This window comes from Ruegeria sp. BF12 (genome assembly GCF_056538705.1).
Window position 1 is genome coordinate 69870 of the sequence record NZ_JBQFTP010000005.1, and the last position, 13227, is coordinate 83096.

Genomic DNA, 13227 nt, shown 5'->3' on the forward strand with positions numbered 1-13227 from the left:
TGGTCAAGTGTTCAGCTTGCCAAAACAACTTTGCAGATTTTCGCGCTGAGAACATGAGCGATCGTCCAACAACATGGCCCAGCGCCCAAGACAAATGATCAGAGCGAACGTAACGGAACTGTAGCAACGAAACGCGGATCGCACTTAACTCGATTTGAATCCGGGGCAAGTGAGGGGCCGGTACAACCGGTTTGGATATCGAGTGATTGCAAAAACGCTGAAAATCGTCGCGGGAACCCTTGCTCTGGGTGTTGTCGGGGCAGTGGGGTACCTGTTTGTATCCCCTCCTGACCTGTTGAAAGTCGGAACAAACTATTCGGCCAAGATCGTCTGTTCCAACGTCTTCATCGCCGGACGCGATCCGGATGAGGTTTTGGCCGTCGACGTGCAGGCTCCGGGCCATCCGTTGCTTAAGCAAATCACGCTTGATGTGGACGCGGATAAGCAAACTGTGACAGCGCGGATTTTCCGGTTCTTCGCGCCTGCGACATCGCAGTATCGCGAGGGGCTTGGATGCACCAATATCCACGATGCCACGCTCAGCGACACGACACTGGCCGCGCTGGAACCTTTGCCTGATGGGATTTGGCCGGCCGGAAATGAGGTCGAACGATCCCAGGACCCTGAAATTGCCCGCATTCTGTCGGATGAGACGCTGCTTGGTGAAGGTCATCGCGCCGTGGTCGTCGTTCGCAATGGGCGCATAGTCGGCGAAAGCTATGGCGAGGGTTTTGACGAAAACACCCCTCTGCTTGGTTGGTCGATGACCAAGACCGTGACCGCAGGATTGATCGGCACCCTTATCGAGTCCGGCCAGATTTCGCTGGAAGACTCGCTGACGGCCAGCTACCCCGGCTGGGAACAGGACGGGCGCAAAGACATCACCGTCAGCGACATGCTGGCCATGTCCAGCGGCCTGCAATGGAATGAGGGGTACGGAGACGTCTCGGACGTCACCAGGATGCTGTATCTCACGGATGACATGGCAGAATTTGTCTCGGGTCAACCAGCGGAAAGTGAGATAGGGACGGACTTCAACTACTCTTCCGGAACGACCACCGCGCTGTCACGCGTCTGGCAGGATCTGCTGAGTGATGGCGGTCTGACCTATCCTCAAGAAGCCCTGTTCGAACCGCTTGGGATGACATCCGTTGTTTTGGAGACTGACGCCGCAAACACGTTTGTCGGGTCCAGCTACATGTATGCAACTGCGCGTGATTGGGCCCGCTTTGGCCAATTGCTGCTGCAGAAAGGGGAATGGGACGGTCAGCAGATACTTCCCCAAGGCTTTACGGACTGGATGTTTGAACCGGTTGCCGCGTCGGATGGAATGTACGGCAAGGGCCACCTGTGGCTCGAGTCTCCAGGTGGACTTCCACCGTTCGAAGATGCCGTCTGGCTGCAGGGGCATGATGGTCAGTTTATCGGAGTCTTCCCATCTCATGACATGGTGTTGGTGCGGCTGGGCTTGACCCCATCAAAGCACGGGTACTCGTCGCTTCCAATGGCCAAAGAGCTTATTGCAGCCTTCAGGAACTAAGGCGTCGCGATTGAAGGGCCCGTTAGGCGGGCTTTTCTATCAGTCCACGATTTGCGTTGCGATACGGGTATCTACCAGCTCTTCCTCAACCAAGGCATAGATTTGGTCGGGCGGTGTGTTCAACGAATACAGCATCAGCGATGGGTCGACATCCATATCGATCAAATGCTGCATTGTCTCGCCCTGCCCTTTCTGGATGTTTTCGACGGCAAAGACGACTGGGATTAGGCGCGGTTGCTCATAATAGTGTTGGTGCATACCGACGACACCTTGCAGGGACACAACGCGCTCCACCCCGCCTGCCAGAACGTAAGGACAAGCGGACATGCAAACTGAGCCGGTCAGGACTGCCGAAGACAGTCCAGCCGCGCGGATCTGTCTTCCGATCAACAATGCTTCGGAAACGGTGCCACCGGGGCTGTGCAACGCTACCAGATCGGGTCGGTCCTGCATCTCTGACAGGTAGGTTTCGAACCGATCCGCGTCACCCTTTTCGATCTGGCCAGTCACAAGGAGTACCCTGCCAAGATCGTCGACCATCTGCTCGGAAAAATCCAACCGGGTCGGGAAGTTCTCGGGCACGGGTACGTCCAGTGGCTGATATTGGGGCAGCAACGTTGGGTCGGTGCGGTCGGTCCGGTACTCACGGCGCTGATCGCCTGGTGAAACGGGACCTGTCGGCAGCTCAACCCGTTGCCTGAACGGGTTTTGCACCGCTTCTGACACGTCCGTCAGGACAAGGACACCTGCGATGACCAATTGCAGCACCAGCACATATCGCAGCCCATTTCGCAGTTCCACTTTGGACAGGTAGCCCATCACGTTTCGTCTTTTTTCGGCGTTGTACGATCAAGGATTGCAGCATCTGCAACCCCCATTGTCGCTTCGACATCCTTCATAGCGTTCATCGCCGCGCGCAGATCGGACAGGGTTAGGGTATCCTCGATACTCATACCGTCCTTGCCGCTCCGAATGGCGGCCTGCGTAATCGCCAAAACGAACACGAGAACCGCAGGAAGAAGATCGATAGCGATGGCTCCGGCCCACGATGGCACAAAGTTGTGGGCATACTTGATAACCGCATCCGCGCTGGAAATCGGATTGTAAGCCGTCTCGATTGGTGGCTCGGCCTCCAAGACCTCCTCAGCCGCGTTCCTGAGGGTTTGACCGCGCTGATCCAACGCATTCAGGACCGAGTTGATGGTCGACGACTGAGCGTCACGAACTTCCGAACTGCGCCCATCCAGTTCAGGTAGCACCACCGAAGACGGCAAATCCTGCGCCGCCCGCGCAACAAGTGGCGCTACGTTGTACTGGTTCAGGCGTGAGATCACCCCAGCCAGCTTGACGCTTTCTTCGGAAAACTGGACGGAACGTCGGTCAACCGGTCCGGGCGCGACCGTGAGTTCGCGCATTCTGGCCAGAATTTCGTTGCCCTGTTGAAATGCGTCCTCGATCAAAGGTTGCTGGTTGGCGATCTGTTCTTCCAGATTTCGAAGTTCCTCAGCCTTTTGCGTCAGCACCCGAAACACCGCGCCGCGCCCAGCGGTTCCAGAGAGATCACCGGACTGTTCAAGCTCAGCCAGTTCCTCAAAACTTTGGCGCGCACGTTCAACTTCGCGGCCGAGCGCCTGCCCACTGAGAGCAATGTCATGGGCCTGCTCCAGAGCCGCCTGATAGTCGCGCACCGTGTTTTCCAGATGCTGCTCAACCGCAGCCGCCCCGGCCAGAGCCGCTGCGTTCAGCCAACTGGACATGGCAATGATGGCAACCGAGCCGACAATAGTTGAGATCGTCAATCCAATGAAGCCGCTGGCGGTGCGCATCGACGGTAGTAGCCGCAGCATGTAGCTCCAGAACACAAAGATGCCGACGGAAACCGCGATTGAATAGGCGACGGCAGCAAAGAACGACACTGCGCCATTGTCTTCCAGAAGCGACGAGACCCCCAAATAAGTGTAAATCCCCGATGCAATCGCCAGCACGCCCAGAGCGGCGGGTGTGAACGTGTCTAACCATGCCAGATGCCCTTCGAGTTCCTTGGCCGTCCGCAGCCCCCTCGCCTCTTCGGCGGTCAGGCGGTCCCTTTTCTCTGTCATGTCACCCCACGCTCCAAATCGTTAATCTTGGTTAATCACAAGATAATAGCGCACAGGCGCAATTGGTATGGTGCGACCCGTAACTTCAAGTTGAGGGGCTTGGCTGGACTTGTGCAACCGTTGCGGTGCTTAGTTTATGAACCCTTATCAGCTGACGAACTGTCCGAAATCGATCTTACTCGAATTGCTACCGGGACGTTTTCAGACTGCCAACCAGGCCAGCCTCACAAAACTCCAGCAAGTTCTGAATCATCCCATCTGAGGCTGGTTCACTGCGGGGACCGGCCAAAGCCGAAATCCGCCATTCGGAAGCACAAAGGGCCAGCATGGACGATACAGAAAACACCAAAGCACCTGCCACGCGCGCAGGATCAGCCTCGGGGTATCGTGCACACAGTTTTTGCACGACCAACGAGGCGACAGGGTCAAAGTGGGTTTTTGTCAACGCGTGCCAGCGCACATCGGCCGACACAATGGCAACGATCCGCGCGTAGGCAAGCCACTGCGAGTTCCCACCGAATGCACGGCTCAACAAAGGCATCATGAAAGCCGCGATCAGGTCCCCGGCATCCCATCCCCCCTGCTCATCCAGTCGGGCGATTGCCTCAAGACGTTCTTGCGACAGCTCACTGGCGCGACGCGCAACGATGCGTTCGAACAGCTCGTCTTTTGGGCCACCGTGGAAGTTCACATTGGCCTTCTGGACCTGCGCGCGCTCAGCAATATCCCGAATCGATGCGCCCTCGAATCCCCGCTCGGCGAAGACCAGTTCCGCCGCGTCAAGTATACGCTCTCGCGCGGCTATGGATCGCTGGGATGGCGCCCTTTTTCTTTCTTTTACAGCGTGTTGTGCCATTTCAAAAACTAATTTGCCTTATTTCGAACGATCGTTCAAGATAAATAGTGTCGCAGGAGGAGAGGCGCATGGAACAGGTTCAGGTAGGAGCGGGCCAACCGGTCACGGTGAAGGCCCGCCCAGAAGAGTGTTTTGCTCTGATCGGCGCCGGGCCCATGGGGCTGGCGATGGCTAAAACACTTGTCGAGCAGGGGGTGCCATTTCAGGGATTTGAACTGGCAGATGATGTGGGTGGTTTGTGGAATATCGATGCCCCTCGGTCTACGATGTACGAGACCGCCCACCTCATTTCTTCAAAGAAGATGACTGAATTCGCCGATTTTCCGATGCTGGAAGAAACGGCGGAATATCCATCGCACCGCGAATTGAAGACATACTTTCGGGATTTCGCAAACGCCTTCGACCTGTATCAACACTTTCACTTTGGTGCAGAAGTTCTGAGCACGACACCTCTGGACGACGGTGGTTGGAAGATAAAGTGGCGCGACAAGACCGGCACCGAACACTGCCAGACGTTTGCAGGCGTTCTGATCGCCAACGGTACTTTGTCCGAACCTAACATGCCTGAATTTGAGGGTGAGTTCACAGGCGAGCTCATCCATGCCTCGGACTACCGTTACCCGACGCAGTTTACCGGCAAGCGTGTACTGGTCATCGGGGCCGGAAACTCGGGCTGTGACATTGCCGTTGACGCCATTCACCACGGGCAGTCCTGCGATATCTCGATGCGTAGGGGGTACTATTTCGTTCCCAAATACGTCTTCGGCATGCCCGCTGACACCATGGGCGGTAAAATCAAACTGCCCATGTGGCTTAAGCGGAAGGTTGACGGCACAATCCTGAAATGGTTCGTAGGCGATCCACAAAAGTACGGGTTCCCAAAGCCGGACTACGCACTTTACGAATCCCACCCCGTGGTCAATTCCTTGATCCTGTTCCACGCAGGGCATGGCGATTTAAAAGTGCGATCCGACGTTGAACGGTTCGACGGCAAGACGGTGCACTTCCGTGATGGCACCAGTGCCGAATACGACATGGTCCTGGCTGCAACGGGATACAAGCTGCATTATCCCTTCATCGACAAGGCGCTGCTGAATTGGCAAGGCGATGCGCCGCACCTTTACCTCAATTGCATTCATCCTGATCGTGATGACTTGTTCGTTCTGGGAATGGTCGAAGCATCTGGCCTCGGCTGGCAAGGGCGCCATGAGCAGGCTGAGATGGTTGCGCGCTATATCGCCGGTCTGAAGTCGGGGAACACGGCAGCGAAAGCCATCCGTGAAACCAAATCCGAAGGCTACGAACGCGCGACGGGAGGCATGAACTATATCGACCTGCCCCGCATGGCCTACTATGTCGACAAAGCGACCTACCGGGGTGAAGTCACGGGGCAGATCGCCGCGCTGAAGGCCGCACAGCCATGAGCGGTATTGATGAAGTTGTGCTGAACTTCGACGCGGGAAACTTGCGGCTCCTCAATGCCATCCTTGCCATCGTTATGTTCTCGATCGCGCTGGATCTGCGAGTTGATGATTTCCGCCGTATTCTACGCGGCCCGAAACCATTGCTGGTGGGTCTTGCGTCCCAGTTCCTGGTTCTTCCGGCCATAACTTTCCTGATGCTTCTTGCAGTCAACCCAATGCCATCTGTTGCTATGGGTCTAATCCTTGTTGCCGCCTGTCCGGGTGGGAACATCTCGAATTTCATGACACATCGCGCGGGCGGCAACGTTGCCCTATCTGTTTCTATGACCGGCTTTGCGACTGTTGCCGCAATTGCCGTAACCCCGGCCAATATTGCGCTTTGGGGGAACCTATATGGCCCGACGCGCGAAATCCTCCAGCGAACCGAAATCGATCCGGTAGCAGTGGCCATCACGGTTGGCTTTATGCTGATTTTGCCCCTGATCCTTGGCATGTTGGTCAACGCCCGGTTTACGCCTTTCGCGGACAAAATCCGTCGTCCCTTGCAATGGCTATCGATGGCGATCTTCGTGACCTTTATCATTGTGGCGTTCGCAGCGAATTGGGAGAACTTCCAGCGCTTTGCCACCGCGATCATCGGGATCGTTATTCTCCACAATGCTCTGGCGTTCATGGGCGGGTATCTGACCGCGACAGCCGCAAATCTGTCGGAACGGGATCGCCGGTCGGTCACTATTGAGACCGGAATACAGAATTCCGGCCTAGGGCTGATCCTGATCTTTGCCTTTTTCGGAGGGCTTGGCGGAATGGCAATTGCTGCAGCTCTTTGGGGTATCTGGCACGCAATCTCAGGCCTGGCGCTTGCCGCCTTTTTCGCAAGACGGGAGGTGCCGGAATGCGCAACATCCTGATTACCGGTGCCGCCGGTGCCGTAGGGACCGCCCTGCTGCAACGACTGGGTGAACACGCCGACATCAAAGTCATCGCGACGGACATTCGCGAACCCGATAGCTTGCCAGATAACACCCGTTTCCTGAAAATGGACGTTACAGGCAACGATCCTCTGAACGTCATCCTGGCTGAGGCTCCGGACACTATCGTACATCTTGCGTCTATCGTGACGCCCGGGCCGAAATCGACCAGAGCGTCCGAGTATCAGGTCGATGTCGAAGGCACACGAAATGTGCTGGATGCGGCGATCGCGGCCGGAGTGCAACGTCTGATCGTCACGTCTTCCGGCGCGGCCTATGGTTACCATGCCGACAACCCGACCCCCCTGCGCGAGACGGATGCGATACGGGGCAATCAGGAATTCGCCTATTCCTGGCACAAACGTCTGGTCGAAGAGATGTTGGCTGACGCAAGGACCACGGCACCCGATCTGGAACAGGTCGTTCTGCGGGTTGGTACGGTTTTGGGGACCAACGTCGAAAACCAGATCACGGCCCTGTTTCACAAACCCCGCCTGCTTGGTCTGAAAGGCTCAGACAGCCCATTTGTATTCATTTGGGACGAGGATCTGGCCGATATTCTGGTTCGCGCCGCCACCGACGGCCCCGCAGGTGTTTTCAATGTTGCAGGTGATGGCGCACTGACGGTGTCCCAGATCGCGTCGCAGATGGGCAAAACCGTTCGTTGGCTGCCGCCAGCGTTGGTGCGCGCAGTATTGTCGATTGCGCACCCTCTCGGACTGTCCCGGTATGGCCCGGAACAGGTGCGCTTTCTTCTGTACCGCCCGGTTCTGAACAACGCTGCGCTAAAAGGCGTGTTCGGCTATCACCCCAAATTCACAAGCGCCGAAGCATTCAAACGCTGGTGGGAGGCCGCCCGATGAGACCAACTGCTGTCATCACTGGCGGAGCCGGCGGTCTGGGCCGCGCCCTGTCCGGCGCGCTGCGGGATCAGGGCTGGCACACGGCGTTGATGGACCTGCCGGGTCCGGAACTTGACGCGCTTGCAGATCTTGGTGAGGTGAGCGTCTATGCCTGTGATCTGACTGACCGTGATCAGTGCGAAGAAACCTGTTCCCGGATCATAAGCTCAAGAGACTCAATAGACCTCGTCATCTACAATGCAGGAGTTTCTCAGATCACCGCATTTTCCGATAGCGACATGGATTCACATCGAAACCTGTTCGAGATCAACTATTTCGCGGCTGTAAGCTGCGCCCGGCATTTTCTGGCGCCGATCAGAAAATCCAAGGGAACGCATCTGGCGATATCATCCGTTGCGGGCTTTGCGCCTTTGGTCCATCGCACAGCCTATGCAGCCAGCAAGCATGCGATGGAGGGGTTCTTCAAATCCCTTAGGGCCGAGGAAACCGTACATGGGGTTCGTGTATCCATCGCCACCCCCTCTTTTGTGGCAACGAATATTGGCCGCCCCGATGCGGCAGGCAACGGGTTTGTTCGCCCCGGTTCCGCCTCGGACGGCATTGATTACATGGAACCCGAAGCCGCGGCTCAGGTAATTCTGCGTGGGTTCCAGCGTGGCAAGGATTACATCCCTGTCGGCCGCGTCGCGCGCATTGCCAACCTTCTTAACCGTCTGGCCCCGGATTTCTATTTTCGGCAGATGATGCGTACGGTTGGCAAGAGGCGATCCTCCTGACCCTTTGCGGTGCCTAAAACCGTCAACCGACTGCTGCCTCAAGCGCTGATTTCAGCATCTGTGCGTCAATCGGCTTATGCAAAAGCGGAAGGTTCGCCGTCTTGCAGTATGCGGCCAACTCAGGCGATCGATTTGCTGAAATGATGCACCCAGGCAGGTGTCCAAACTGTCGCGTTAGGTCCGCAATGGCATCGGTTCCTGTCTTTCCGTCGCTAAGCTGGTAGTCGGCGATCACGACATCCGGCAAAATCCCGATCTCGTGCAGAAGGTCGGCCGCCACTTCTGTGCTTGCTGCTTCAAGCACCTGAACGCCCCATGCCTCCATGGTCATGCTCAGTGCCGCCCGCAAGTTGTCATCGTTTTCGATCAACAAAGCGATAGTTGTGGTCAGCACTTCCGAGTTTGATTTCTTCGCCGCGATGTCATTGTTTTGTTCGGCACCTGTCTCCTCAGCCGAAGGGACTTCAATCGAAAATCCGGATCCGCAACCCAACTGCGACTGCAGTTGAATGGGGTGTTTCAGCAAACCGCAGGCCCGTTCCACAATGGCAAGACCCAGCCCCATGCCCTCAGCCGCACTAGCATCTGAGTGGAGGCGCTTAAACTCCTGAAAAACAATGTCTTGTTGCTCGGCGGCGATGCCGATTCCGGTATCCCAAACCTGAATTGCAAAAGTGTTCTTCCGGTGTCTCACTCCAACTAGAACCTTTCCGGTTTCCGTATATCGGATCGCATTCGACAACAGATTCTGAAGAATGCGTCGCAAATAGCTTGCATCACTTCTGACCACGGCCTCGGTACCGACAAATCGCAGCTCAAGCCCCTTGGCTTGCGCAACCGGTCTGAACGCGTCTTCGAGCTGTGAAAAAAGCTCTCCGACCGAGATTGACGACAAATGAACGGATGCCCGTCCGGAATCCAGTTTCGAGATATCAAGCAGCGCTTCAAGAATGTGCTCTACACTATTGAGCGCGCTTTCCGCTTTTGCTGCGACCGCGCTTGCTTGGGCCTCATCCAATCCACCGCCGAGTGTCGCAACGTAAAGTTTAGCTGCTGAAAGCGGCTGAAGCAGATCATGGCTGGCCGCCGCGACAAATCGCGATTTCGATGCGTTGGCGCGTTCCGCCTCGTTCAATGCATCTGCCAGTTCTATCGTGCGGGACGCAACGCGCTGTTCCAAGAGTTCCTTGGCCTCATACAGGGCCTGCGCCGATTGACGTTCGGCCGTGATATCGGTGAACGAAATCACGAAACCCCGGTCCGGCATCTCCTGCGCAAAGACTGACAATATCTTGGTTCGACCGCTGTGCATCTGAAACTGCAACGGCGGACGCTCGGTGGAGCAATTGACCCAGGCAAGCAGATCAGCATCCGTCACGCCGCCCTCAAAGCGAATGGTTGTGCTGAGACGATTGAACAGAGTTCGAAACTGCGCCCCCATCTGGAACTGAGAATTGGGAATGGCCAGCAATTCGCTGGCCCGGTTGTTCCACCCGACCAGACGTAGCTTGCTGTCGAATATGCAAACCCCCTGATCGATATGTTCCAGCGTCGCGCGGATCAGTCGGGCCTTGTCGTCAAGGATGCGGTCCCTTTCCTGACGCTCAAGCCGCATGATGTCAGAGATATCCGTCTGCAGGATAACGGTGCCGCCGTTTGGCGTGCGGTGCTCGGACACTTGCATCCAACGGTTGCAGCTTAGGCGGACGTTGAAGACCACGTGATCGTCGGCATGGCGTGCCATCCGACGCCGCACCCAATCTTGTGGTTCAACCGCATCAGGAAGCGACAGGAATTTGGACTGGCTGACCAGCTCTACATATTCGGTAAAGCGCAAATCGGGGGTAAGCTGGTTCTGGATGTCCGGCATATGCAGGCCGAAACGGCTGTTGCACAGCACCAACTCTTCATCGAGATTGAATAGCGCAAACCCCTCTTGCACGGCCTCGATTGCGTTCGTGAGGTCTGCCCGCGCCGCTTCGGTTTCCTGATTGGCCTTGGCCAGACGGGCGTTCGAGTCGTTTAGCAACTCCAGTGCGCGCTCAAGTTCATCCGTGCGCGCCCTTACTTCCTGTTCCAGCATCGCGGCCCGCTGGAACTGAGCGTAGGCCGCACCAGAGGCATCGGTGGATTCCTCGACCCGGCGCATCAATGCCGCCACGATTTTCAGCAGCTTCTCATTCTGGCGATCCAGAGGGTCACTCGGATCGGTAAGGGATTCTATCATCGCCTAAACCTCTTCCGGCGGATAGATCGCCACTCCGGTCAGCGTCTGATTCACATGGATCGAGTTGTATTGCTCACCATATGTCGAAAAACCAACCACGTGATTTGCGGACAGAAGGCGGGATATCTCGCCGGTCTTTTGCTTTTCCTGCGCTTCCAGACGACGCAGGATGCAATCGCAACCAAGGATCGTGTCCGGACGCACATCCTGTGTCAGGGCCGCTATTTCTTCCTCGAGATGCGTTGCCATGTCCCGTGGTTCCGCCAGCGTCAGAACCAACCCCTCATCGATCGCCGAGAAAAACACCAGATCACCGTTTCCAGCGACCCGCTGTATGGCCCGCACGTGATGCTGCCCGCCGATCTGCACCACGACAGGGTGCGCCGCGAAGGTGAACGTCGTCAGTTGGTCGGGGTCTTTGCCGAGGATTCGGGCATACTCACGGGCGGCAGGCTCTGCGTTGATTTCCTGCACAATGCGTCGCGCTGGGTCGGCCTTGGTCACCACCATGCGCCGGGCTGTCGGAATCAAGTGATCTGTCTTGAACACCTTGATCGGACAGCGCGTACGCACCTGCGTAAGGATCGCCGCATTCTGCATAGCCTGACCGTCATTCAGCACATAGGTCCTGCCAAATCGGGTCCCGTCCCCGGCGGATCCGCCGAACAGGGGCACCGGCCCCAAACCGATGGCCAGCTCCGACGTTAGAACATCCTCTTTCGTAGACATCCCGTCGATCATCAAAAAAGTGAACTCGTGCCTCCAATCCGGTGTCGTCACCGTCATGTCATTACGATTGCGGATCATCTGATCGATAATTTCCTGCGCCGAAAAATCCCCAAGGTCGGGAACCAGCAGGGTCCGCGTCTCGAAATGCGAGCTCGGAAAACCGATGGCAACGATCTGATCTTCACTGTAACCGCAATCCGCAAGCTCACCCGCCGTCGTACATCCGATCACGGGCGTTGGCGCAAAGATTGACTTAGCCTCGGCAATAACGGCCGCAGCGTCCGCGCTGGGGCTTACAAACAGAATGACAAATGACAAGGCGTCTTCGCCCAAGGATCCGGCTAGCTTTGCTATCGCCTGATCCGTCTTACAATGTACAAATCCTGTTTTGACGATACCTGACGTACGGGCGGTGGCTGTTGCCCACCCGATTGCTTGGTTCATCGTGCCTTCCTCCCTAAAAAGCGCGACGTCTTCATAGGATATGGTGCCAAGGCTTACTCTTGCAAGACGCTTGCAAGGGACGCTTTCTTGACGATCAGCACAGCCTGAGTTCGGCTCTGCACGCCAAGCTTGCGCATAATCGCGGTCACATGCGCCTTTACTGTGGTTTCTGCGATGGACAAGTCGAACGCGATTTGTTTGTTCAGCTTGCCCTCACAGATCAGTTGCAGGATGCGCGATTGCTGATTTGTCAAAGTGGCAAGGCGATTGACCGCGTCGTTGTGTTCGTTGTCTCCGTCAGCTTTGATCAGTACGCAACCCTCAGGCACGAAAACTTCGCCGGAATGCACCGTCTCAATGGCGATACGAAACACGTCGCGTTGACTGTGTTTTGGCACGTAGCCCGAAGCTCCGGCATGGATCACCTGGCTGACCACGCGGTTTTCGGAAATCGATGACACCACGATGACCGGCGCGTTGGTCGCAGACTTCAGCCTAACCAACCCCTCAAGCCCGTCCACATCCGGCAAGTTCAGATCCAGCATAACCGCGTCAGGCTTGAGCCCGTCGGCAATCAGCGCAATCGCGTTTTCAAGCCTGTCGGCGGTGTGGATTTCGCCAATATCGGCCACGCTTTGCAGCGTCATCGACAACGCGTCACAGAACAGAGGATGATCATCGACGATCAAAACCTTGTCGAATTCGCTTTGTCCGGCAGTTTTTGCGTGCATGAAATCTGGCCTTTGCAATCAAGTTGCCACACCCTAACCAATCCTAGCAACCGAATGGAACTGCGCCTACTGGCGGAAAGTCGTAAGCGCAGATCACACACCACCCTAGATTGACCTGCCCTTGATTTCGAAAGACCGCTTTAGAACAGCCGTCACTTTTGCTCCGATTTGGGGTGCTTCGGAATTCCTTGGCCCCGCAATGTTCAACACCACGTCCGGGCGGGACATGATCCACGATCGCACCTGACGCGCGCAGGCATCTATCCCATTCCGAAGGTCAACGACCAGGTGCGGTTTTCCGACCTCTTGAGCAAAGTCGATAGTCAACTGAGTTCCCGGGCTGATCGCCCCGTCCTGAAACACCAGCAAAGCACCACTGTCTCGGACATTCAGCTTTGTCCGCTCACTCACATCCTCAGACGACGTTTCGACCAACCCTGTGAACCGCTCTGGGATTAGGCCGTCCTCGTTCGTGCGTCCTTTGGGCACCCAACCGCCGTAAGGAATGTCGTTCTCAAGCGCAAATTGCAACGAAGCCAGATCGACGCCGGTCTGTCCGCCTGTCAT

12 protein-coding genes are annotated in these 13227 nt (G+C 56.5%); 5 read left to right on the plus strand and 7 right to left on the minus strand.

The window, feature by feature from the left end:
* Nucleotides 1-202 precede the first annotated feature (202 nt).
* Nucleotides 203-1540 carry a serine hydrolase domain-containing protein gene (locus tag ACR0J0_RS10095; protein WP_480663523.1) on the plus strand — a complete coding sequence of 446 codons (1338 nt, stop codon included), beginning with the start codon at nt 203-205 and terminating at the stop codon, nt 1538-1540.
* 39 nt (nt 1541-1579) lie between these two features.
* Here the strand turns inward: ACR0J0_RS10095 and ACR0J0_RS10100 are convergent, their stop codons facing one another.
* From ACR0J0_RS10100 to ACR0J0_RS10110, 3 genes are all read right to left on the minus strand, one after another.
* Nucleotides 1580-2359 carry a COG3904 family protein gene (locus tag ACR0J0_RS10100; protein ID WP_480663525.1) on the minus strand — a complete coding sequence of 260 codons (780 nt, stop codon included), beginning with the start codon at nt 2357-2359 and terminating at the stop codon, nt 1580-1582.
* Nucleotides 2359-3639, minus strand: a complete 1281-nt coding sequence (locus tag ACR0J0_RS10105; protein WP_480663527.1) for a hypothetical protein — start codon at nt 3637-3639, stop codon at nt 2359-2361. Before ACR0J0_RS10105 ends, ACR0J0_RS10100 begins: the two co-directional genes overlap by 1 nt.
* Nucleotides 3640-3826: 187 nt before the next feature.
* Complete coding sequence (locus ACR0J0_RS10110) at nt 3827-4495, minus strand: TetR/AcrR family transcriptional regulator (protein WP_480663529.1); 669 nt, start codon at nt 4493-4495, stop codon at nt 3827-3829.
* Between the two features lie 68 nt (nt 4496-4563).
* Between ACR0J0_RS10110 and ACR0J0_RS10115 the strand changes: the two genes are divergently transcribed.
* From ACR0J0_RS10115 to ACR0J0_RS10130, 4 genes are read left to right on the plus strand one after another with little or no spacing between them, the layout of a single operon-like run.
* Complete coding sequence (locus tag ACR0J0_RS10115) at nt 4564-5919, plus strand: flavin-containing monooxygenase (protein ID WP_480663531.1); 1356 nt, start codon at nt 4564-4566, stop codon at nt 5917-5919.
* Nucleotides 5916-6830 carry a bile acid:sodium symporter family protein gene (locus ACR0J0_RS10120; protein WP_480663533.1) on the plus strand — a complete coding sequence of 305 codons (915 nt, stop codon included), beginning with the start codon at nt 5916-5918 and terminating at the stop codon, nt 6828-6830. Before ACR0J0_RS10115 ends, ACR0J0_RS10120 begins: the two co-directional genes overlap by 4 nt.
* Nucleotides 6815-7753, plus strand: a complete 939-nt coding sequence (locus ACR0J0_RS10125; protein ID WP_480663535.1) for an SDR family oxidoreductase — start codon at nt 6815-6817, stop codon at nt 7751-7753. The genes ACR0J0_RS10120 and ACR0J0_RS10125 overlap by 16 nt, the downstream gene beginning before the upstream one ends.
* Nucleotides 7750-8529 carry an SDR family NAD(P)-dependent oxidoreductase gene (locus ACR0J0_RS10130; RefSeq protein WP_480663537.1) on the plus strand — a complete coding sequence of 260 codons (780 nt, stop codon included), beginning with the start codon at nt 7750-7752 and terminating at the stop codon, nt 8527-8529. The genes ACR0J0_RS10125 and ACR0J0_RS10130 overlap by 4 nt, the downstream gene beginning before the upstream one ends.
* A 22-nt stretch (nt 8530-8551) precedes the next feature.
* On the opposite strand, the gene ACR0J0_RS10135 is transcribed toward ACR0J0_RS10130, so the two are convergent.
* From ACR0J0_RS10135 to ACR0J0_RS10150, 4 genes are all read right to left on the minus strand, one after another.
* Complete coding sequence (locus ACR0J0_RS10135) at nt 8552-10756, minus strand: hybrid sensor histidine kinase/response regulator (protein WP_480663539.1); 2205 nt, start codon at nt 10754-10756, stop codon at nt 8552-8554.
* Between the two features lie 3 nt (nt 10757-10759).
* The gene (locus ACR0J0_RS10140) at nt 10760-11929 is read right to left on the minus strand and encodes an FIST N-terminal domain-containing protein (RefSeq protein ID WP_480663541.1); all 1170 of its coding nucleotides are present in this window, start codon (nt 11927-11929) and stop codon (nt 10760-10762) included.
* Between the two features lie 53 nt (nt 11930-11982).
* Complete coding sequence (locus ACR0J0_RS10145) at nt 11983-12660, minus strand: response regulator (RefSeq protein ID WP_480663543.1); 678 nt, start codon at nt 12658-12660, stop codon at nt 11983-11985.
* Between the two features lie 105 nt (nt 12661-12765).
* On the minus strand, nt 12766-13227 hold the full coding sequence (locus tag ACR0J0_RS10150) for a putative molybdenum carrier protein (protein ID WP_480663872.1): 462 nt from the start codon (nt 13225-13227) through the stop codon (nt 12766-12768).